The 21,362-nt window shown below is 74.9% G+C and carries 16 protein-coding genes; 12 read left to right on the top strand and 4 right to left on the bottom strand.

Annotated features, from left to right (window positions below; all coding sequences use genetic code 11):
• Positions 1-252: 252 nt before the first annotated feature.
• Positions 253-1,080 (top strand): SRPBCC family protein, encoded by an 828-nt coding sequence (locus CHF16_RS35410; protein WP_089330548.1) that lies wholly within the window; start codon positions 253-255, stop codon positions 1,078-1,080.
• A gap of 154 nt (positions 1,081-1,234) precedes the next feature.
• Complete coding sequence (locus tag CHF16_RS35405) at positions 1,235-2,437, top strand: SRPBCC family protein (protein ID WP_245869729.1); 1,203 nt, start codon at positions 1,235-1,237, stop codon at positions 2,435-2,437.
• A gap of 55 nt (positions 2,438-2,492) precedes the next feature.
• Here the strand turns inward: CHF16_RS35405 and CHF16_RS35400 are convergent, their stop codons facing one another.
• Positions 2,493-5,585, bottom strand: coding sequence for a helix-turn-helix transcriptional regulator (locus tag CHF16_RS35400; RefSeq protein ID WP_089330547.1), 3,093 nt, complete (start codon positions 5,583-5,585; stop codon positions 2,493-2,495).
• Positions 5,586-5,847: 262 nt separating this feature from the next.
• Here CHF16_RS35400 and CHF16_RS35395 point away from each other — a divergent pair, with 262 nt between their 5' ends.
• Positions 5,848-7,155 (top strand): PucR family transcriptional regulator, encoded by a 1,308-nt coding sequence (locus CHF16_RS35395; protein ID WP_089330546.1) that lies wholly within the window; start codon positions 5,848-5,850, stop codon positions 7,153-7,155.
• Positions 7,156-7,199: 44 nt separating this feature from the next.
• Here the strand turns inward: CHF16_RS35395 and bdeA are convergent, their stop codons facing one another.
• Positions 7,200-8,102, bottom strand: a complete 903-nt coding sequence (bdeA, locus tag CHF16_RS35390; RefSeq protein WP_089330545.1) for a bis(hydroxyethyl) terephthalate hydrolase — start codon at positions 8,100-8,102, stop codon at positions 7,200-7,202.
• 306 nt (positions 8,103-8,408) lie between these two features.
• Between bdeA and CHF16_RS35385 the strand changes: the two genes are divergently transcribed.
• Both CHF16_RS35385 and CHF16_RS35380 read left to right on the top strand, forming a co-directional pair.
• The gene (locus CHF16_RS35385) at positions 8,409-9,860 is read left to right on the top strand and encodes an FAD-dependent monooxygenase (protein WP_089330544.1); all 1,452 of its coding nucleotides are present in this window, start codon (positions 8,409-8,411) and stop codon (positions 9,858-9,860) included.
• 129 nt (positions 9,861-9,989) lie between these two features.
• Entirely contained in the window at positions 9,990-11,693 is a 1,704-nt protein-coding gene (locus CHF16_RS35380) for a bis-aminopropyl spermidine synthase family protein (RefSeq protein WP_179271858.1), read from the top strand.
• A gap of 37 nt (positions 11,694-11,730) precedes the next feature.
• Here CHF16_RS35380 and CHF16_RS35375 read toward each other — a convergent pair whose 3' ends face one another.
• On the bottom strand, positions 11,731-12,477 hold the full coding sequence (locus CHF16_RS35375; RefSeq protein WP_089330542.1) for an SDR family NAD(P)-dependent oxidoreductase: 747 nt from the start codon (positions 12,475-12,477) through the stop codon (positions 11,731-11,733).
• Entirely contained in the window at positions 12,477-13,172 is a 696-nt protein-coding gene (locus CHF16_RS35370) for an SDR family NAD(P)-dependent oxidoreductase (RefSeq protein ID WP_089330541.1), read from the bottom strand. Before CHF16_RS35370 ends, CHF16_RS35375 begins: the two co-directional genes overlap by 1 nt.
• Before the next feature lie 192 nt (positions 13,173-13,364).
• Here CHF16_RS35370 and CHF16_RS35365 point away from each other — a divergent pair, with 192 nt between their 5' ends.
• The 7 genes from CHF16_RS35365 (at position 13,365) to CHF16_RS35335 (ending at position 21,342) form a co-directional block, all read left to right on the top strand.
• Positions 13,365-14,405, top strand: a complete 1,041-nt coding sequence (locus CHF16_RS35365) for a PucR family transcriptional regulator (RefSeq protein WP_089330540.1) — start codon at positions 13,365-13,367, stop codon at positions 14,403-14,405.
• Between the two features lie 507 nt (positions 14,406-14,912).
• Complete coding sequence (locus CHF16_RS35360; RefSeq protein ID WP_089330539.1) at positions 14,913-15,725, top strand: SAM-dependent methyltransferase; 813 nt, start codon at positions 14,913-14,915, stop codon at positions 15,723-15,725.
• 92 nt (positions 15,726-15,817) lie between these two features.
• Positions 15,818-16,783 (top strand): helix-turn-helix domain-containing protein, encoded by a 966-nt coding sequence (locus CHF16_RS35355; RefSeq protein ID WP_245869728.1) that lies wholly within the window; start codon positions 15,818-15,820, stop codon positions 16,781-16,783.
• A gap of 429 nt (positions 16,784-17,212) precedes the next feature.
• Positions 17,213-18,070, top strand: coding sequence for a squalene synthase HpnC (gene hpnC / locus CHF16_RS35350; protein ID WP_089330537.1), 858 nt, complete (start codon positions 17,213-17,215; stop codon positions 18,068-18,070).
• A 4-nt stretch (positions 18,071-18,074) separates the two neighbouring features.
• Positions 18,075-18,947 carry a presqualene diphosphate synthase HpnD gene (hpnD, locus tag CHF16_RS35345; RefSeq protein ID WP_218826990.1) on the top strand — a complete coding sequence of 291 codons (873 nt, stop codon included), beginning with the start codon at positions 18,075-18,077 and terminating at the stop codon, positions 18,945-18,947.
• Positions 18,944-20,335, top strand: a complete 1,392-nt coding sequence (gene hpnE / locus CHF16_RS35340; RefSeq protein WP_089330536.1) for a hydroxysqualene dehydroxylase HpnE — start codon at positions 18,944-18,946, stop codon at positions 20,333-20,335. Before hpnD ends, hpnE begins: the two co-directional genes overlap by 4 nt.
• Positions 20,332-21,342 (top strand): polyprenyl synthetase family protein, encoded by a 1,011-nt coding sequence (locus CHF16_RS35335; protein WP_089330535.1) that lies wholly within the window; start codon positions 20,332-20,334, stop codon positions 21,340-21,342. The genes hpnE and CHF16_RS35335 overlap by 4 nt, the downstream gene beginning before the upstream one ends.
• Positions 21,343-21,362: the final 20 nt, after the last annotated feature.

Genomic DNA, 21,362 nt, shown 5'->3' with positions numbered 1-21,362 from the left:
ACGCCGTTCTGGTCTGGTGTTCACGCTGGGGTGGTCTATACGGCCCCGCCCGAAGCCTCGCGAATGCTCACGCTGGGTGATCGCCGCTCCGTCCTGATGCGGCCATCGGCGCCCCCGTCCCGGCGGGCTCCGTGCCCTCTGGCGGTCAGGGACGCCTTGGTCTTGGCCTGCGGCCTGTTTTGCCCGGTATTGACCGGGTAACCCCGGGGCCTATCCGACTGGACGGCCAGGTGGAGGCGAGGTGGACACGACATGAAGACCCGGTCCGGCCCGGGCACCGGCGCCGCGGCCGGCACCGCCGTCGGCGTCGCGGCGGGGGCCGGCGCGGTGGCGGCCGCGCTGTCGGCCCGGCGTCTCGGCCGCCGCGCGCTGCGCGGGGTGGTGCGCAGGGTCGAGCGGCGGCTCGAGCGCGGGACCCGGGGCCTCATCGAGCGGGCGGAGCAGGCGGGCCCGCTCGGCAAGGCGGCGGTGGCGGGGATCGCGGCCCTGCGGAACGGCAAGTCCCCGTTCCGCGCGCTGCTGACCTTCGGCTGGACGGCCCTGAAGGAGACCCTCGCCCGCATCTTCGGGCGCGGGCGGGGACGCAAGCCCACCAACATCGTCGAGCAGACCGACATCGGTGCGCCGCGCCGGCTGGTCTACGACCAGTGGACGCGGTTCCAGGACTACCCGTCCTTCATGAAGAAGGTCATCAGCGTCGAGCAGGCCGACGAGACGAAGCTGAACTGGAAGGCGAAGATCTTCTGGTCGGCGCGGACGTGGGAGTCCACCATCGTCGAGCAGGTCCCGGACGAGCACATCGTCTGGCGGTCCAAGGGGCCGAAGGGCCATGTGAACGGGGCGGTCAGCTTCCACGAGCTGTCCCCGGACCTGACCCGCGTCCTGGTCGTCCTCGAATACCACCCGGCCGGCCTGTTCGAGCGGACCGGCAACCTCTGGCGCGCGCAGGGCCGCCGGGCGCGGCTGGAGCTCAAGCACTTCCGCCGGCACGTGATGACGCATTCGCTGACCAGACCCGACGAGGTGGAGGGCTGGCGCGGCGAGATCCGCGACGGCGAGATCGTCTCCTCCCCGGGCTGACCGGCTCCCCCACGCCCCGACCCAGACGACCGACCCAGACGACTGACCTACACGACCTGCACGACCTGCACGACCTGCACGACCTGCACGACCTGTACGAACTGACCCAGACGACGACCGAGATCCAACTGATCAACTCGAGTGAGGTAGCACCATGGCACGCGGAATCCTGACCGGCGGATCGCCCGTCGGACAGATCGCCAAACGGCTTCCGGGCGGGCGGCGCAGCCGCGTTCCCGTCCTGGGCCGTGTCACCAAGAGCATCCCGAAGGCCCTTCCGAAGAGCCTGCCGGGCGGGCGGACCACCGGCGCGGCGGGCGGCGTCCTGCTCGGCGCCGGCGCGGCCGTCGCGGCGAGCCGCGCGCTCGCCGGGCGCCGCGGCGAGCAGAGCGGTAACCCCTCCGAGGCCGAGGAGAAGGACACCGCCCCGAAGGGCACGGCGAAGGACACGGCGGAGGACGACGAGAAGAACATGGCGAAGGACGGCGGCAAGAGCGGCGGCAAGGGCAGCGAGAAGAGCGCCCCGAAGGCCGAGGCCGGCGACAGCGGCAGCAACGGGCAGGGCGTTCTCGGCCGGCTCAAGGACACCGTCGGCGGCGCCCTCCCCGGCGGCGGCGGGGACGACGCCGAGGGCGACGGGAAGAAGAGCGGCAAGGGCGGCGGCGGTGGCGGCAAGAAGGTGAAGGTCACCAACATCGTCGAGCACATCGACATCGGTGCGCCGCGCCGGCTGGTCTACGACCAGTGGACGCAGTTCCAGGACTACCCGTCCTTCATGAAGAAGGTCATCAATGTCGAGCAGGCCGACGAGACGAAGCTGAACTGGAAGGCGAAGATCTTCTGGTCGGCGCGGACGTGGGAGTCCACGATCGTCGAGCAGGTCCCGGACGAGCACATCGTCTGGCGGTCGAAGGGCCCGAAGGGGCACGTGGACGGGACGGTCAGCTTCCATGAGCTCTCTCCGAACCTGACCCGCGTCCTGGTCGTCCTGGAGTACCACCCGCAGGGCTTCATGGAGCGGACCGGCAACATCTGGCGCGCGCAGGGCCGCCGGGCGCGGCTGGAGCTCAAGCACTTCCGCCGCTACGTGATGACGCAGTCGCTCACCCGCGCCGACGAGATCGAGGGCTGGCGCGGCGAGATCCGCGACGGCGAGGTCGTCCGGACGCACGAGGACGCGATCGCCGACGAGGACTCCGCCAGCTCCGGCAAGTCCGAGAAGACCGACAAGACGGAGAAGACGGAGAAGGCCGACCAGGCGGAGAGCGCGGAGAAGTCCGAGAAGAAGCCCGCCAAGGGCCGGAACGGCTCCAGCACCAAGTCCAAGGACACCGAGAAGGAGTACGAGGAGGTCTGACCGCCGGGACACGCCTCCCGGCGGCGCCCGGCGGCCCCCGGCTCATCCGCTGAGCTCAGCGGATGAGCCGGGCCAGCTCGACGCGCGACCGGATCCCGAGCCGGGTGAAGACGTTGCGGAGATGGTGGTCGATCGTCCGCGGGCTGAGCAGCAGCCGCGCCGCGATCTCCCGGTTGGTGGCGCCCTCGGCCGCCATCCGGGCGATGTGCGCCTGCTGCGCGGTGAGCGTGCCGAATCCGCTCGCCGCGCGCGGGGCCGCGGAGCCGGGGGACCGCGTGCCGCCCGTCCCCGCCGTCCCCCGTTCGGGGACGGGCGGCACGGCCGCCGGGGGCGCGACCGTCTCCCCGGCGGCGCGCAGCTCCGCCCGCGCCTGCGCGGTCCACGGGACGGCGCCGTACCGCTCGAAGATCCGTAGTGCGGCGCGCAGGTGGGCGCGGGCCGCGCGGGGCCGCCGGCCGCGCCGCAGCCGGTGGCCGAACAGCAGCTCCGTGCGGGCGAGGTCGAACACCGCACCGGCGGCCTCGTGCAGGCGCAGCGCCTCGGTGAAGTGCTCCTCGGCGTCGGCGTCCCGCTCGGCGAGCAGCGCGCGGCACCGGCGGTTCAGCGCCTCCCGCCCGGGAGCGCCGTTCAGCCCGGCGGCCCGGCGGGGCCCGTCGGCGGTGCCCATGCCCTCCGTCCAGGCGCGGAACCGCTCGTAGGCGCGGGCGGCCTCCTCGTGCTCGCCGGTGCGAACGAGCGCCTCGACCAGGTGCGGGACGGCGAACAGCCGCGCCGGGAGGTGCGCGAGCCCGGCGCCGCCCGGCAGCCGCAGCCGGGCGGCGGCGTCGGCGGGGCGGTCGGCGGCGAGGTCCAGGCAGGCGGGCGCCCACGACCCGAACGCGGCGGCGCGGGTGCGGCCGCGCAGGTCCGCGGTGCCGGTGAGCGGCGCCAGCCGCGCGGTCGCGGCGGCGGCGTCGCCGTTGAACGCGGCGGTGAGCGCGAGCGTGGCGAGCTGCTCGGTGGCGTGGCCGTGCAGCCGGGTCGCGCGGGCGAGGCGCAGCCCGTCGTGGCAGGCGGTGATCGGCCCCGGCGGGTGCCCGAGGAGCGCCTCGCACCGCCCGGCGACGAGCAGCGCGTACGACTCGGCGGGCGCGTCGCCGAGCCGCCGGGCGGACGTGGCGGCCTCGGCGGTGAGGTTGCGGGTGCGCGGCGCGTCCCCGAGCGCGAACGCGGCGAGCGCCGCCCACACCAGCGCCGGCGGGTCGGCGATGCCCGCGCCGAGCCGGACGGCGGTGCCGAGCAGGTCCGCCGCCTCCCGGTACCGGCCGCGGACCATCGCCGCCATGCCGCCGAGGTGCGCCAGCATCAGCTCGCCCCGGGCGCCGCCGGGACGCGTCGGAGAGGAGGGCGGCGACGCGGGGGCGGGCAGCGACGCCGCCCGGTCGGCGATCTCCAGATAGGCGTGGGTGTCCCCGGCGGCGTCGGCGGCCTCGGCGGCCCACATCAGCGCGTCCAGGGCCGCCTGGGCGTCGTCGCCCGCGAGCCGTTCGGCCGCGTCCCGCAGCACGGGCACCGCCGCCGCGGGGGTGCCCGCCGCGACCTCGATCTCGCCGCGCAGCAGGGCGGCGCGGGCGGCGCTCGTCCCGTCGCACGCGGGCGGCCGGACCTGCCGGAGCATCGCGCGGGCCCGCCGGGACCGGCCGCTCGCCCAGGCGTCGCCGGCGGCGGCGAGGAACCGGCCGGTGCGGTCGCCGTGCTCGACGGTGAGCGTCGCGGCCCGCTGCCAGAGCCGCCACGAGTCGGCGTAGCGGCCCGCGCGCCGGCAGGCCGCCGCGGCGTCGGCGAGCTCGGCGGCGAGCGCGTCGTCGGGTTCGCCGGCGACGGCCGCGCGGTGCCAGAGCCGCCGGGGCCGCTGCCAGTCCTGGACGAGGACCTCGGCGAGCAGCGCGTGCGCGTCCTGCCGTTCCGCGCGGGACGCGTCCGCCCACAGCGACGACCGGACGAGCCGGTTGCGGACCGCGACGCCCTCGCCCTCGAACCGCAGCAGCCCCGAGTCGCGGGCCGCGTCGAGGTCGGCGGGTTCGATGCCGTCCAGCCGGGTCGCCCGCGCCAGGGTCGCGGCGCCGAGCCACTCCTCGGCCACCGCCATCAGCACGAGCCGCCGCGCCCCGGCGGGGAGCCGCAGGTGGCGGCGCCGGAAGCGGGCGCGCAGCGAGCTGGAGGCGGGGAGCGCGCGCGGCGGCGGCGCCGCGCCGGACAGCTGCCCGGGTGTCAGCGCGGCGGCCAGCTCCCGGATCGCCAGGGGCCGTCCGCACGCCAGGTCGACGACCTCCTCGGCGAGGTCGCCCTCCCCGGCGCCCGCCGTACCGGCCCCGCCCGCGCCGCGGCCGCCTGCGCCCGTGTCCCCGCTCAGCGCGTCCTGGAGCACGCGGCGGCTCGCCTCCTCGGCGAGCGGCGCGAGCCGCATCCGCGGGATCCCCGCCAGAGCGCCCGCGCCCGCGTCCCCCGCCTCGTCCCCGTCCCCGTCTCGGGCTGTGTCGCCGTCGGCGGTTCCGGGGGCGCCGGTGCGGTCGTCGCGAACGGCGAACAGCACCGCGACCGGCTCGTCCTGCACGCGGCGCGCCGCGAACGCCAGCACCTCCAGCGAGCCGCGGTCGAGCCGGTGCGCGTCGTCCGCCCAGCACAGCACCGGGCCCTTCCGCGCGGCCAGGCTCAGCAGCTCGCACACCGCCGTGTAGAGGACGAACGGCGCGGCGCTCGGCGCCCCGTCCATGATCGTGCCGAGCGCGCCGCGGTGCGCGGGCGGGAGCTCGGCGATCTCGGCGGCGAGCGGCCGCAGCAGCCGGTGCAGGCCCGCGTAGCGGACGCCGGTCTCCCCGGGGACGCCGGTGGTCCCGAACGTCCGGAAGTCCTCTCCGGCCCTGCGGACGGCGGCCTCCAGCAGCGCGGTCCGGCCGATGCCGGCGTCCCCGGCGATGGTCAGCGCGCCGCCCCGCCCGCCGCGGGCCCGGTCGAGCATCGCCTCGATCGCCTGGAGTTCGCGCTCGCGTCCGTGCAGCTCGGTCCGGGACAGGGGCAAGGGCAGGGGCAGAGCCGGAGACGGGGACAGGGGGCGGGGAAGGGGGTGGGAGCGGGAGTGGGAGTGGGGCTCGGGATGGGGGTGGGTCATGCCGGTCCCTCCTCATCGGGGAACTGCCCTCGGCTGGGCGCCGTAGGAGGCTCCTCTATTGGACGGGGTCTCAAAAGGGAAGGGGACCATAGGTGAGCACGGTCACCCGCCGGCGGTCCAGAGCCCGCCTCCGTTTCGTGGCCCCGGCGCAATCCGGACGCGCCCCCGTTGTGAGCCCGCACAGTCTGGGCGCCCCGCGATGGCCCGCAGGCGCCCGCGATGGCACGATGAGGCCCCCGCGTTGTGCTGGAGGTGGCCCGCGATGACGGCAGGAAGGTCCGCGGCGGCGGAGGGGACGGCGGAGCGGCGGCCCGATCTGGCCGGCCCGGCCGACGGCGACCGGACCATCATGCGCAAGGCCGTGCTGCGGCTGTCGGACCGGCTCCCGGACCTCGCCGACCGGCTCACCGCCGAGATCCTGTCCGGCGACCGGGGCGACCGCGACGACGCGTTCCGCCACGACGTGTGGGAGATGTGCCACACCGGGCTCGGGCACGGGTTCCGGACGATCCTCGAACCGGGACGGGGCCGCGCCGACCTGGACTGGGCGCGCCGGCTCGGGCAGCGCCGCGCGCACCAGGGGCAGCCCCTCGACCAGCTGCTGCGCTCCTACCGGCTCGCCGGGCGGGTGTTCTGGGAGGCGGTCGTCGAGGTCGTCGGGCAGCACGACCCGGAGAACGTCCCGGCGCTGATCCGGCAGGCGACCCGCACCTGGGACACCATCGACCAGCAGTCCGGCGCCGCCGCGGCCGCCTACCACCGCACCGAGCTGGCGCTCGCGCGGCGCAGCGAGGAGCGGGTCCAGGCGATCGTGGACGCGCTGCTCGACGGGCAGGGCGCCGACGGCGGGCTGCTCGCGACGGCGACGTCCGTGCTGGGGCTGCCCGTCACGGGCCGGTACGCGGTCGTGATGCTGGGCGCCGAGTGCGGCTTCGGCGACGGCGTGGACCGGCGCCCCGCCGACACCGGCGGCATGCGGTTCATCTGGCGGCTGCGCACGGACGCGCAGGTGGCGCTGGTCGCGCTCGGCACCGCCTGCCTGGACGACCTGGTCGCCGCCGTCCGCCCCTACGCGCGCTCGCACGCCGGGGTGAGCCCGGTCGTCGGGTCGCTCGCCGAGCTGGGCGGCGCCCGCTGGTTCGCCGAGCTGGCGCTGCGCACCTGCCGCGGCCCCGGCAACCAGATCGCCCGGCTGGACCGCCGCCTCCCGGACGCGCTCGTGCTGTCCCAGCCGCGCCTCGCCGGCCGGCTCGGGCATGTCGCGCTCGGCGGCCTCGGCGAGGTCGATCCCGGGTTCCGCGACGTCCTGCTGACCACGCTGGAGACCTGGCTGGAGTGCGACGGCTCCGCGGCCCGCGCGGCCGACCGGCTGTTCTGCCACCGCAACACCGTCCTCAACCGGCTCCGCAAGATCGAGCAGCTCACCGGGCGGACGCTCACCCGTCCCGGCGACCTCGTCGAGCTGTCCCTCGCGCTCAGCGCGCTGCGGCTGCACGGCGCGGAGGGCGGCGCCGACGACGACATGGCCGGGCCGCCCGTGCGGGGAGGCAACGGGCGGCCCAGCCGGTAGGGGGAGCCCCGGGGTGCTGCGGGGCCGGGGCTCGGAGTCCCGGGTCAGGAGTTCGGGCAGGTGTCCCGGTACTCGGAGATGTTCAGGTCGCGGCCGGGCGGCGGGCACAGGAACTGGTCGTAGCGGGTGTCGTTGTCGATGTACCGCTTGAGCCAGGAGATGCTGTACTTCGCGATCGTCGTGTTCGAGATGTTCGGCGCGAAGTGGCTGGCGCCGTTCAGCTCCAGGTACGCCTTCTCCGACGCGGCCGGGATGCTGTTGTAGAACGGCTCGGAGTGCGTGGCGACCGGCGCGATCGTGTCCGCCTCCGCGCCGATGATCATCGTGGGGACGCGCACGTTCGAGAAGTTCTTCTGCAGGTCCCACGGGGTGAGCGGGATCGCGGCCTGGAGTGACGGGCGGTCCTCGGCGGCCTCCAGCGTCCCGCCGCCGCCCATGGAGTGGCCCATCACGCCGAGCCGGGTCGCGTCGATCCGGGTCCGGACGCTGCTGCGCTGGGTGAGGTAGTCGAGCGCGGCCAGCAGCTGCCGGGAGCGGCTGTCCGGCTGGTCGAGCCGGGTGTTGGTGTCGATCGTGAAGATCACGAAGCCCTGGGAGGCCAGCCGCGGGCCGAGCCAGGCCATGCTGCTCTGGTCGGCGGTGAAGCCGGGCGCGACCGCGACCGCGCCGAACGTCCCCTCGGCGGTGCTGGTCGGGTAGTAGATCGTCCCGCCGCCGAAGCCGGTGACGCTCAGCGACGACACGCTGGTCTGGGACGTCGCGAACGGGCCGCGCAGCGCCTCGATGCTGCTCACGGTCGGGGCGGGCCCGCGCTCGTAGGGGTTGTCGGCCGCGTGCGCGGCGGTCTGCGCGGCGGCCTGCGGGACGGCGAGCGCGCCGGCGGTGAGGGCGGCGGCGAGCAGGGTCTTCGCCGTCCGGCCGGGGGCGCGCCTGGGGATGGATCGCACGTCGGATCGCTCCTTCGGGGGGAGGAGCCGGGAGCCGGCTCCCCGGAAACGGGGGCGGAGCCGGGGGACCGGCTCCGGGTAGCGCACATTCTCGGCGCGCGTCCCGGCTCCCGGCATCGGCGAAATCGCCGGTCATTCCGGGACGGCGGCCCTGACCAGCCGGAAGTGGTCGAAGGGGCGCAGCGCGTCCGCCCGCCGCCAGGTCCCCGGCGGCACGGCGCGGCGGGGCTGAGCGGACGCTCTCAGCGGGCTGACAGCGTTCTGCCAGGCCGCCGCCGGAGGCTCGTCCCGGAAGGGAGAAACACCATGATCGACGTCCTCATCATCGGAGCTGGCCCGACCGGCCTGACCCTCGCGGTGGACCTCGCCCGGCGCGGCGTCAGCCACCGGATCATCGACCCCGGCGCCCGCACCGGCTCGCGCGGCAAGGGCCTCCAGCCGCGCACGCTGGAGGTCTTCGACGACCTCGGGGTGATCGGCGCGATCCGCGCGGCGGGCGCCGTGTACCCGCCGATCCGCGCCTACGCGGGAAGCGAGGTCGTGTGGGAGGGGCGGATGAGCGAGCCCAAGGCCGCGACGGCCGCCGTCCCGTACCCGATCGTCCTGATGGTGCCGCAGTGGCGCACCGAGGAGATCCTCCGCGACCGCCTCGCGGACCTGGGCGGACGGGTGGAGCGGGGCGAACTCGCCGCCTTCACCCAGGACGCCGACGGGGTCACCGCCACCCTCGCGGACGGCGGCACCGTCCGCGCCGCCTACCTCGTCGGGGCCGACGGGGGCCGCAGCACCGTCCGCAAGACCCTCGGCATCGGGTTCGGCGGCGAGACCCGCGACGAGGAGCGCATGCTGATCGGCGACGTCCGGACCGCCGACCTCGACCGGGAGCACTGGCACACCTGGGCCGACATGGCGACGCAGTCCCTGCGCCTCGGCCTGTGCCCGCTCCCCGGGACGGACGACTTCCAGTTCACCGCCCCGATCGCACCGGACGAGGACCCCGAGCTCACCCTCGCCACCTACCAGAAGACGCTGGAGGCGGCGACGGGCCGCACCGACGTCCGGCTGACGGACCTGACCTGGAGCTCCATCTACCGGGTCAACATCCGGATGGCCGAACGCTTCCGCGCCGGCCGCGTCTTCCTGGCCGGCGACGCCGCCCACGTCCACTCCCCGGCGGGCGGGCAGGGTCTCAACACCGGCGTCCAGGACGCCTACAACCTCGGCTGGAAACTGGCCGCGGTCATGGACGGCGCGCCCGCGTCCCTCCTGGACACCTACGAGGAGGAGCGGCTGCCCGTCGCCGCCGGGGTCCTCGGCATCAGCACGGCCCTGTACCGGAAGGCGGTCGAGGGTCAGGCGGACGCGCACCGGCGCGGTGAGGAGACCCAGCAGCTCCTCCTCGGCTACCCCGACAGCTCGCTCTCGGACGGCCCGCTCGGCGGCACCCGCGCCCAGGACGGCGTCCTGCACGGGAAGGACGGCGCCCGGCACCGCGTCCACGACCTGCTCCGCGGCCCCCACCTGACCGTGCTCGGCTTCGACGCGGGCTCGTCCGGCACGCGGTTTGCGCATTCCGGTGTCCGCGTCTTCATGATCGGGGACACGGGCGACTACCAGGACCCGGACGGCGAGGTCCGCGCCGCCTACGCCCCCGGCGGTGCGGCCCTGAGCCTCGTCCGTCCGGACGGCTACATCGCCTGCACGGGCGACGCCGACACGATCCGCGCCCACCTGGGCCGCCTCGGCCCCACGGCATGACGACCGGCGGCGGGGCATGACGACCGGCGGCGGGGCATGACGACCGGCGGCGGGGCGTCCGGGCGACCCATAGGATCGGGGCCCGAGCGTCCCCGCCGACCGTCCCGCCGACCGGAGCAGGCCCCACCGATGACGAATGCCGAGCAGCAGGAAGATCCGCTGGAGGCGGTGCGCGTGCTGCGGGCCGAGTTCGGCATCGACGCCCGGCGCATCGACCAGGTCGGGCGGCTGCTGGCCGCCGGTGACTTCCGCACCGTCGAGGACGTCGTCGCCGCCACCGGGACATCGCGGCGGACGGTCGAAGCGGTCTTCCGGGCCCTGGAGCCGGACCTCGAAACGTCCGGCGGCGGCAAGCGCATCGCACGGCGGAACGCCGCCGCGTACCGCGACGTGTTCGGTGAGCGCGAGCCGTTCGGGGCCCGCGACCCGTGGGCGGAGTCCGCGCGCCGCGACCCGGCGGCCGTCGCCGCGGCGGAGGCGCTGATCAATGCGGCGCCGCCGCCCGTGCAGGCGCTCGACCATGTGCCCGCCACCGCCGAGACCGTGGTCAAGCGGGCCCGCTTCATGCTGGACGGCTTCGACCTGACCGGCGCGCACGCCCTGTTCGTCGGTGACCACGACCTGACCTCGCTCGGCCTCTTCCTCGCGGGCGGGGCGCCGGGCCTGCGGGCGAGCGTCGTGGACGTCGACGAGCGGCTGCTGGAGTTCATCGACACGGAGGCGGCGCGGCGCGGCTGGGACGTCCGGTGCCACTTCGCCGATCTGCGGCTCGGGCTGCCCGCCGTGCTGCGCGAGTCCGCCGACCTGGTGTTCACCGACCCGCCGTACACCCCGGACGGCGTCCAGTTGTTCGTGGCCCGGGGCCTCCAGGGGCTCCGGGACCACCGCAACGGCCGGGTGCTGCTGGCCTACGGGTACGGGGAGCGGCAGCCGGCGCTGGGGCTCGCCGTCCAGAAGGCGCTGAACCCGCTGCATCTCGCCTACGAGGCGATGCTGCCGAATTTCAACCGGTACACCGGCGCGCAGGCGGTCGGCAGCGCCGCCGCGCTGTACGTGCTGCGCCCCACCCGCCGGACGGACGCCGCCGCCAGGTCCGCCGCGGACGATCCCCGCACCGCCATGTACACCCACGGCGCCCAGTCCGTCGAGGCCGGCGGCGGCCTGAGCGCCGAGTCGGCCGCCCACGTCCTCGAACTCGGCGCGGACCCCGCCGACAAGACGCTCCTGGCCGGTGCCGACTGGCCCAAGGACGTCCCGGGCCGCCGTATCGCGCTGCCCGCGTTCCTCGGCGCGCCGCTGCCCAGGAGCCTGCAAGACCACGGGACCGTGCTGGTCAACCTCTACCCGGGGTTCGGTGCGTCGGCGGTGCGGGCGCTGCTGGCGGCCAACGCGCCAAGAGCGGGGCTCGTGTGCCGTGACGACCTTCCCTTCCTGCGGGACGAGGCGGGGCAGCGGGAGTTCGCCCGCCTCATCGGGCCCAAGTACCGGATCGTCCGGTGGCTGCGCGGCACGCCCGGCCCCGGGCAGGCCCTCGTCCTCGCGGAACGGGCCCGGCCGGACGAGCGGTCCGGCGCCGCGCGCGTCCTCGGCTTCATGTACGCGCGGGCGCACGGGAAGCTCGGCAACGGCTGGCGGGAAGGGCTCATCGCGCTGCGGAAGGCCGCCGGCGGGACGCTCACCAAGGGCGAGGCCCGCGCCGCCATCGAGGCGTCCGCGAGCCGCCCGGACCTGCTGGAGCGCTCCCTGATGGACCTGCCGCTCCACCTCTTCGCCGTCCTCGAACGGGACGTCGAACGCTCGGTCGCGGCCCTTCCGGAGCAGCCGTCCTCCTGACCGGCGGCCCGCCTGATCAGGCGAATGGCCCGCCTGATCAGGCGCGGGTCCTGACCGTTCCGCCGTTGGTGAGCAGGATCTGCCCGACGAGCATGGGCAGCCGCTCGTCGGCGAGGAACGCGACCGCCGCCGCGATCTCGTCGGGGGTCGCGATGCGGCCCAGCGGCACCCGCTCCTCCTCCCGCCTGCGGAACTCCTCGTCGGCCACGGCGGTGCGCTCCGCGGCGTCCAGCAGCCACGGCGTGTCGATCACGCTCGGCGCGATCGCGTTCACCGCGATGCCGAGCGGAGCCAGTTCCCGGCCGAGCGCCTTGGTGAGCGCGATGATCCCGGCCTTCGCGGCGGACCAGGCGGTCGCCTCCGGCTTGCCGACCAGGCCGCTCTCGGCCGCGACCAGCACCATCCGGCCCCCGCCGCGGTCCACCATCCCCGGCATGACGGCCTGCGCGCACGCGAACGTCCCGCCGAGGTCGACGTCGATCACCCGCCACCAGTCGTCCGGGTCGTGGTCGGTGAGCGGGCCGGTGGCGAGGTGCGCGGCCCCGGCGACCAGGATCCCGATGTCGGTGCCGGTCTGCCGCTCCACCTCCTCGACCATGGCGGCGACCGCCTCCGGGTCGGCGACGTCGGCGGGCGCGGCGATGCCGTCCAGTTCGGCGGCGAGCTCCGCCACGTCCCGGTCCGGGCGGTCGTTGAGCGCGACGCGGTGGCCGCCCGCGGCGAGCCGCCGCGCGACCGCCGTGCCGAGCCCGCCGGCCGCCCCCGTCACCAGCGCGACCGCCATCAGATCACCGTCCCGGAGTTGGGGGAGAGGACCTCCCCGGCGCAGAACGTCCCCTCCTCGATCAGGTACGCGCCGGCGATCGCGACCTCCTCCGGCGTCGTGAGCCGCCCGGTCGGCACCGTCTGCAGGTACGCGGGCCGCCGCCAGGGCGAGTTGGGCCGCAGCATCGCGGAGTCGGTCGGGCCGGGGGCCAGCGCGTTCACCCGCACCCCGGACGGCGCCAGCTCCGCCGCCAGCGACCGGACGAGCCCGATCATCGCGCCCTTGGCCGCGATGTAGTGCGCCTCGCCGTCCCCGCCGCCGATCGCCAGCGCGGACGACACCCCGACCACGGCCCCCCGTCCCCGCCGCACCATGCCCGGGGTCACGGCCCGGCACATGTTCGCCATGCCGCCGAGGTGGACCCGCAGCATCCGCCGCCAGTCCGCCCAGGCGATGTCGGACACCGGGACGATCGCGTAGTGCCCGGCCGCGAACACCGCGGCCTCGATCGGGCCCAGCTCCCGCTCGACCCGCCGGACGGCGGCGTGCACCTGCTCGGGGGCGGCGACGTCCACGCCCACGCTGTGGTCGGCGTCCGCCGCCGGGGCGAGGTCCAGGCCCGCCGTCCGCCAGCCGCGGCCGGCGAACTCCCGCACCATCGCGGAGCCGATCCCCCCGGCCGCGCCGGTGACGAGTGCGACGCGCTCGCGCATCAGATCACCTCGAATCGCTCCGAAGATTCCAGGCAATCCCGACATCGGCGCAGGTGGCAAGGCCGTGGGGGTTTTGTTGGACGAACGCACGACGGCACGCCCGGAACGTCGTGCCCTTCTCCAACGCACGGTCTTCCCCAAATCACGGTCACGTGCCTCGGCCACCCCGCGCCCGGGTGAGAAGGTGAAAGTGTGACCAGCGATTCCGCAGTGCCGTACGGCACCGTCCGGCAGCTCCTGGAAGTGCCGAGGTTCCGGCTGCGCCTGGTCGCCGGCGAGGGCGGTCTCGACCGGCCGGTCCGCTGGGCGCACTCCACCGAGCTCCTCGACCCCGGGCCCTACCTGCGCGGCGGCGAGATCGTCCTGACCGCGGGCGCGTCGCTGCGCGACCCGGGCGCCTGCGCCGCCTTCGCCGAGTCGGTCAAGGCGGGACGGGCGAGCGTGATCGGCTACGGCGTCGGCGACGTGACCGACGACGTCCCGGAGGCGCTGCGGGACGCCTGCGCCCGGCTCGGCCTGCCGCTGGTCGAGGTGCCCGCCGAGGTGCCGTTCGTCAGCTTCACCGAGTGGTTCGCCGAGCGGGACGCCTCCACCCGCGACGAGCGCTACGAGCGGGAGGAGACCGGGCGGCTGCTGCGCATGATCCGGCAGGGCCACGCGTCGGCCGAGGTGCTGCGCGAGCGGATCGACGACGCCGGCCTCGACCCGGGCGCGCTGCTGGTGATCGCGATGGAGGGCGTCGACGAGGAGCTGCCCGGCGTCCTCGGCCTGGACGACGGGACCACGCTGCTCATCACCAACGACGCGCACGCCTGGTCCGAGCCGGCCGGCATCGGCAGCCCCGGCCCGCTCGATCACCTGCCGGTGTCGCTCGCCGAGAGCCTCGCCGGGCTGGACGCCGCGCGCCGCAGCGGCGGCGTGGTGCACGCCGCCGACCTCGCCACGTTCCAGGCGCTGCTCGGCCGGCTCGAACACGACCAGCTGACCCCGTTCGTCGAGCAGATCGCCCGCCCGCTGAAGGAGTACGACACCGCGCACGGCACCCGGCTGATCGAGACGCTCCGCACCTTCATCGACATGGGCGGCGCGGTCGGCGCCGCGTCCCGAGCCCTCTTCCTCCACCCGAACACGCTCCGCCACCGCCTCGCCCGCATCGAGTCCCTCACCGGCTGCGACCCTCTCCGGTTCGAGGACCGCGTCGCCCTGGCGATAGCGGTCTGGGCCACCCGCTGAGCCGGTTAGGGACGTATTTTCCTGGGCGCCTTTGTTTCGTGTGTGTTGCCATTTCCTGATGGTGGGGTGCGGTGGCCGAGGGTTCTTTCTCCGCTTTCTTGTCGAACGTCCGCAGGGAGCCCTGCGGGGGTCTTGTGGAGGGGGCGCGGCGGCGGTGATCCTCACGAGCAGTACAAAAGCCGCTGAACGGTTCAGATCGCACGGAATTGGATGCCCGGCGGGTGCGGACGGCGTTCGGTGCGGACAGGGGAGGGTGGCCTTCATGTCGGCGATCACCCCGGTCGGAGCGGTGCGGGGATCGCGGCGGCGAAATTCCCGCTGGTCACTTCAGTCCCGTCCGCCGTTCTCCGGCGCGCCGGTCCCATGATCCCGTCCGGCGAAGGGCCGCTGACAATGTCCCGAATATGACCGCGGACAGGACCGTATTCGGCGTTCCCGGCCGCCCCGGGACGGACCGGTCTACGTTGGCAGCGCACGGAGCCGTCGCCCCCGAAGGAGCGTCTGACGATGACGAATGCGACCAGCGGCCCGGTCCAGGGATCGCAGGCGAAGATCAACACCGCCGTTCCGCAGTCCGCCCGGATCTGGAACTACTGGCTCGGCGGCACCGACAACTACGAGATCGACCGGGTCGCCGGCGACCAGTACGTCGCGCTGTACCCGGGGATCGTGCCGATCGCCCGCGCCGGGCGCTACTTCATGGACCGCGCGATCAGGTTCCTCGCCCTCGAACGCGGCGTCCGCCAGTTCATGGACTGCGGCACCGGGCTCCCGACCGTCGACAACACCCACGAGATGGCGCAGCGCGCCGCCCCGGACTCGCGCGTCGTTTACGTCGACAACGACCCGCTCGTCCTCGCGCACGCCCGCGCCCTGCTGACCGGCACGCCCGAGGGCCGCACCTCCTACATCGACTGCGACCTGCACGACCCCAAGACGATCATGGCTCGGGCGGCGGAGATCCTCGACCTGTCGCGGCCGGTCGGGCTGCTGCTGATCGGGGTGATGGGCCACATCGTCGACCCCGAGGAGGCGTACGGCGTGGTCCGCGGGCTGGTGGAGCCGCTGGCGTCCGGCAGCTACCTGATCCTGCACGACTCCACCGACCAGAACGAGGCGTTCAACGCCGCGCAGCGCGCCTACGACGCGACCGGCGCCATTCCGTTCCGGCTCCGCAGCCCGGAGTTCATCCGCGCCTATTTCGAAGGGCTGGAGATGGAGGAGCCGGGGCTCGTGACCAGCGGCGCGTGGCGGCCCGAACTCCCGGGGATGGAGGTCGAAGAACTTCCGACCCTGTGCGCGGTGGCGCGGAAACCCTGACGCCGGAGGGAGGTCGCTCACCGTTTCCTTCCCGCAGCACTGCGTGAAGCTATAGTGAGGGCGGTCAAGCCATCCCCCCGATGGGAGTCCCGTTGGCCTCCGTCACGAGCAACGGCGTCACCAGCAGCGGTATCACCGGCAGCGGCATTACCGGCGCGGCGGGCGCGGCAGGGAAACGGCCGGCGCGGGCGGCGCGCCCCTGCGGGGACCCGCTCGTCCCCCGGATGCTGCTCGGCAGGCGGCTGCGCGAGCTGCGCGACCGGTGCGGGCTCTCCCGGCGGGAGGCGGCCCGGCTCCTGCACGGGTCCGAATCGAAGATCGCCCGCCTGGAGGTGGGCAAGACCGGCTGCCGCCCGCGCGAGATCGCCCGGCTGCTGGCCGGGTACGACGCCGCCGAGGACGAGCGCACGACCCTGCTCGCCCTCGCCGAGCAGACGACGGCGCACGCCTGGTGGCACGACGACGCCGACATCCTCCCGCAGTGGGTGCGGCCGTACCTGAGCGCCGAGCAGGCCGCGAAGCTGGTCCGCACCTTCGAGGCCCAGTACGTCCCCGGCCTGCTCCAGACCGAGGAGTACGCCCGCGCGCTGATCGGCGGCGCCGCCTCCGCCTCGGGGGCCCCGGACGAGGACGACGTCGAGCGGCGGGTGGAGTTCCGGATGCGGCGGCAGCGCGTCCTGCGGCGCCGCCCGCGCCCGCTGAACCTGTGGGTCGTCCTCGACGAGCAGGCGCTGTGGCGGCCGATCGGCGGCCCGGAGACGATGCGCGGCCAGATCCGGCACATCATCGAGCTGTGCGGGCGGCCGAACGTCACCGTGCAGCTCGCCCCGCCCGGCATCAGCGGCCGGATCAGGGGCGACGGGCCGCTCACCCTCGTCCGGTTCCCGCAGCAGGGCCTCCAGGACATGGTCTACCTCGAACGCGCCGACCGCGCCCTGTACCCGACGCGGCGCGCGGAGATCGAGCGGCACTGGCACGACTTCAACACGCTGGTCACCGAGGCGGCGCCGCCCGAGCGGACCCCGCGAAGGCTCACCGAGCTGCTCGCCACCTTCTGACGCGCGACCCCGCTCAGCCGCGAACCGCTCAGCCGCGAACCACCGGCCGCGATCAACCGGGCCGACCACCCGGTGGGGCACCGACAGCGCACCTAAGCGGGCCGACATGGGCTCCCGCTGTCATGAAGTTACGCGAACATGAACATCCCGAGTTGAGTCTCCGGGATAGACGCATGACTCAACTCCAGTCCAACATAACGGAATGGGAAAAAGCGCTGACCAGCAGTGATCTCCGGGCCGGGTGCGCATATATTCCCGAGTGACCACTTCCGGCCCCTCTTCACGAATCCCGCATATTCGCGGGTCGCCCGGGGCGGTTCGGGGACGTACGTCACAGGGGCCTCACGATGGTCCATGTTTACCCGGGCCACCGCCCGGATATCGGGCATCGATGAACGCCCCGCGCCGCCGCCGCCCCGAAGGAACGCCATGTCCGTCAGCGAGCGTTTGTGGAACGAGACCGAGGAACGCCGCACCCGCCTCGAACTCCAATCCCGGGAGAACTTCCCGGTCGCCACCCGCCTGCTGCCCGCGCGCCACCGCGAGCATCTGCTGAACGTGTACGGCTACGCCCGGCTGGTCGACGACATCGGGGACGAGGCGCCGCCGGACGAGCGCGCCGGGCTGCTCGACCTCGTCGAGCGCGACCTCGACCGCGTCTACGCGGGCACCCGGGCGGAGCTGCCCGTCCTGCGCGACCTCGCCGGGACCATCAGCGCGTGCCGCATCCCGGCGGAGCCGTTCCGCCGCCTCCTGGAGGCCAACCGGCGCGACCAGGAGGTCACCCGGTACGCGACGTTCGACGACCTGCTCGGCTACTGCGCCTACTCCGCCGACCCGGTCGGACGCATCGTCCTGCACGTGTTCGGCGCCGCCACCCCGGACCGGGTCCGGCTGTCGGACAAGGTCTGCACCGCGCTGCAGATCATCGAGCACTGCCAGGACGTCGGCGAGGACCACCGCAACGGCCGGATCTACCTGCCGCAGGACGACCTCCGGCGGTTCGGCTGCACCGAGGACGACCTGACCGCCGCGGTCACGCCCACCCGGCTGCGCGGCGTGGTCGCCCTCCAGGCCAAGCGCGCGGCGGGCCTGCTGGACGAGGGCGCCGCACTCACTGGCCGGCTCCGCGGGTTCGCCCGCGTCGCCGTCGCCGGTTACGTCGCGGGCGGTCTCGCCGCCCTCGCGGCCCTGGAGCGCGGCGCCTACGACGTGCTGGGAAGCGCCTCCCGGCCGAGGAAGGCGCGACTGCTGGCCGAGTGGTCGCGGACTCTGGGAAGGAGATAGGCAGATGGACGCGCAGATGGACGCACCGAGCGCCTACCGGCACTGCGAGAACGTCGTGCGCACCCAGGCGCGCAACTTCTCGTACGGGATCCGGCTGCTTCCCCCGCCGAAGCGCCGCGCGCTGAGCGCCGTGTACGCGTTCGCCCGCCGCATCGACGACATCGGCGACGACCACGACGCGCCGCCCGCGACCCGGCTGGCCCGGCTCGCCGAGGAGCGGGAGCGCCTCGCCGACGCCGCCGCGCACCCGTCCGATCCGGTGCTGGTGGCGCTGTCGGACGCCGCGCGCCGGTACCCGATCCCGCTGGAGGCGTTCGGGGAGCTGATCGACGGCTGCGAGGCCGACGTCCGCGGCGAGACCTACGACACCTTCGACGACCTGCTCTGGTACTGCCGGTGCGTCGCGGGCGCCGTCGGGCGGCTGTCGCTCGGCGTGTTCGGCACGTCCGACCGGGAGACGGCGGTGCCGCGCGCCGACGCGCTCGGCGTGGCGCTGCAGCTGACGAACATCCTGCGGGACGTCCGCGAGGACGGGCTGAGCGGCCGCGTGTACCTGCCCGCCAAGGACCTCGCCCGGTTCGGCTGCACGCTGGAGCGGGACGCCTCGGGCCGGTTGACCGACGACCCGGAGCGGCTGGCGGGCCTCATCCGGTTCGAGGCGAACCGGGCGGAGGAGTGGTACGCGACGGGCCTGCAACTGCTGCCGATGCTCGACCGGCGCAGCTCGGCGTGCGCGGGCGCGATGGCGGGCATCTACCGGCACCTGCTGCGGCGCATCAAGGCCGACCCGCTCACCGCGCTCGATACCCGCACCTCGCTGCCGACCTGGGAGAAGGCCGCGGTGTCGGCCATGGCGATGTCGGGAGTGCACCGATGACCACGCGCACGGGGGACGCGCGCGCGGACGGGCAGGGGGAGGTCGCCATCGTCGGCGGCGGCCTCGCCGGGGTCACCACCGCGCTGGCCCTCCAGGAGACGGGCATACGCACGACCATCTACGAGGCGCGTCCGAGGCTGGGCGGCGCCACGCACTCCTTCACCCGCGGCGGGCTGACGGTCGACAACGGGCAGCACATCTTCCTGAAGTGCTGCTCGGCGTACCAGGGGCTGCTCGGCAGGCTCGGCGCGGCCGACCGCGTCCGCGTCCAGGACCGCCTCGACATCCCCGTCCTCACGCCCGGCGGCGCCACCGGGCGGCTGCGCCGCGCCAAGGCGCCGGGCCCGCTGCACCTGGTGCCCGCGCTCGCCCGGTACCGGCTGCTGCCGCCCGCCGACCGGGTCCGCGCCGTCCGGGCGTCGCTCGCGCTCGACCGGCTCGACCCGGACGACCCGGCGCACGACGGGACCACGATCGGCACGTGGCTCGCCCGGCACGGCCAGCGGCCCGCGGCCCGCGACGCGCTGTGGGACCTGTTCGTCACCGCCGCGCTCAACATCCGGCTGGACGAGGCCGCGCTCGGCCCCGCCGCGATGGTGTGCCAGACAGGGCTGCTCGGCCGGTCCGACGCCGCCGACATCGGCGTCCCCGCGATCCCGCTCGGCGACCTGCACGGCACGCTCGCGGCGGCGAAGATCGAGCGGGGCGGCGGCCGGATCGAGCTGGGCGCGAAGGTCACGGCCGTCGACGCAGGTCAGAAGCTGGTGGTGAACGGCTCCCCGGTGAGCGCGGACGCCGTCGTGGTGGCGGTGCCGCACCGGGTCGCGTCGTCGCTGGTCCCGGCGGAGGCGTCGCCGGAGCGGGGGCGGTGGGACGGCCTCGGCTCCAGCCCCATCGTCAACGTCCACGTCGTCTACGACCGGCCCGTCCTGCGCGTCGACGGGCGGGACGAGCCGTTCGCCGCCGCCGTCGGCTCGCCCGTCCAGTGGGTGTTCGACCGCACCGCGATCAGCGGCCTGGCCGGCGGCGGCCAGTACCTCGCGGTGTCGGTCTCGGCGGCCGACCGCTGGATCGACACTCCCACCGCCGAGCTGCGCTCGGTGTACCTCGCCGAGCTGGAGCGGCTGTTCCCGGCCGCCCGCCGCGCCCGCGTCACCGACTTCTTCGTGACGCGGGAGCGGCACGCCACTTTCCGCCAGAGTCCCGGCAGCGGCGCGCTGCGACCCGCGTCCGCGACCCGCCTGCCGTGGTTGTTCCTCGCCGGCGCGTGGACGGACACGGGCTGGCCCGACACGATGGAGGGAGCCGTGCGAAGCGGCCTCACCGCCGCCCGCCTCGTCCGGCGGCACCTGAACCGGGTGCGCAGCGACGGGGTGAGCGGCCGATGACCACCGTTCCGACCTCGATCACCGACGGGCGCGCGCTCGTCGACGACGCGATGAAGGCCGCCGCCGAGCGGCTCGACCCGTGGACCCGCCGGGTCGTCGCCTACCACCTCGGCTGGACCGACGAGGACGGCCGCCCGGCCGAGGCCGGCGGCAAGGCGCTGCGGCCCGCGCTGGCGCTGCTGTCCGCGCGGGCCGCCGGGGCGCCCCCCGAGACGGCGCTGCCGGGCGCGGTCGCCGTGGAGTTCGTGCACGCGTTCTCGCTGCTGCACGACGACATCATGGACGGCGACCGGACCCGCCGGCACCGGCCCGCAGCGTGGACGGTGTTCGGCCCGTCCGCCGCCATCCTCGGCGGCGACGCGCTGCTCGCGCTGTCGGAGGAGCTGCTGCTCGACCAGCAGACGCGGGGCGCGCACTGGGCGGCGCGCGCCCTCACCGCCGCCACGCAGCGGCTCATCTCCGGGCAGGCGTTCGACCTCGGCTTCGAGCAGCGCACCGACGTCACGGTCGACGAGGTGGTCGCGATGGCGGCCGACAAGACGGGCGCGCTGCTGGCCTGCGCATGTTCGATCGGCGCGATGCTGGCCGAGGGGCCGACGCCGCTCGTCACCGGGCTGACCGGGTTCGGCGCCGAGATGGGCCTGGCGTTCCAGCTCGTGGACGACCTGCTCGGCATCTGGGGCAGCCCGGAGACGACCGGCAAGCCCGTCCTGTCGGACCTGCGGGCGCGCAAGAAGTCGCTGCCGGTGGTGTACGCGCTCACCGCCGGGACACCGGAGTCGGCCCGGCTCGCCGAGCTGTACGGCAGGCCGGAGCAGCCGACCGAGGACGTCCTGCGCGAGATGGCGCGGCTGGTCGAGGCCGCCGGCGGCCGGGACTGGGCGTCCGCGGAGGCGGACCGGCGCATCGCCGCCGCGGAGCGGCACCTGGAGGAGTCCGGCGTGGACGACCTCGCCGCCGCCGAGTTCCGCGACATCGCCCTGTTCGTCACCTCCCGGGACCACTGAACCCGCCTCACGACAGAGCC

The sequence above is a fragment of the Actinomadura meyerae genome, from assembly GCF_900188445.1.
GTDB lineage: Bacteria > Actinomycetota > Actinomycetes > Streptosporangiales > Streptosporangiaceae > Spirillospora > Spirillospora meyerae.
This window is presented reverse-complemented; position numbering and strand designations above follow the sequence as displayed.

Coding starts and splice junctions, on each gene's coding strand:
- CHF16_RS35375 (WP_089330542.1), bottom strand. CDS start 12,477: ATGGCGGTCGCGCTGGTGACGGGGGCGGCCGGCGGGCTCGGCACGGCG.
- CHF16_RS35380 (WP_179271858.1), top strand. CDS start 9,990: ATGACGAATGCCGAGCAGCAGGAAGATCCGCTGGAGGCGGTGCGCGTG.
- CHF16_RS35400 (WP_089330547.1), bottom strand. CDS start 5,585: ATGACCCACCCCCATCCCGAGCCCCACTCCCACTCCCGCTCCCACCCC.
- CHF16_RS35410 (WP_089330548.1), top strand. CDS start 253: ATGAAGACCCGGTCCGGCCCGGGCACCGGCGCCGCGGCCGGCACCGCC.
- CHF16_RS35335 (WP_089330535.1), top strand. CDS start 20,332: ATGACCACCGTTCCGACCTCGATCACCGACGGGCGCGCGCTCGTCGAC.
- CHF16_RS35395 (WP_089330546.1), top strand. CDS start 5,848: ATGACGGCAGGAAGGTCCGCGGCGGCGGAGGGGACGGCGGAGCGGCGG.
- CHF16_RS35405 (WP_245869729.1), top strand. CDS start 1,235: ATGGCACGCGGAATCCTGACCGGCGGATCGCCCGTCGGACAGATCGCC.
- CHF16_RS35385 (WP_089330544.1), top strand. CDS start 8,409: ATGATCGACGTCCTCATCATCGGAGCTGGCCCGACCGGCCTGACCCTC.
- hpnC (WP_089330537.1), top strand. CDS start 17,213: ATGTCCGTCAGCGAGCGTTTGTGGAACGAGACCGAGGAACGCCGCACC.
- CHF16_RS35360 (WP_089330539.1), top strand. CDS start 14,913: ATGACGAATGCGACCAGCGGCCCGGTCCAGGGATCGCAGGCGAAGATC.
- hpnD (WP_218826990.1), top strand. CDS start 18,075: ATGGACGCGCAGATGGACGCACCGAGCGCCTACCGGCACTGCGAGAAC.
- CHF16_RS35370 (WP_089330541.1), bottom strand. CDS start 13,172: ATGCGCGAGCGCGTCGCACTCGTCACCGGCGCGGCCGGGGGGATCGGC.
- hpnE (WP_089330536.1), top strand. CDS start 18,944: ATGACCACGCGCACGGGGGACGCGCGCGCGGACGGGCAGGGGGAGGTC.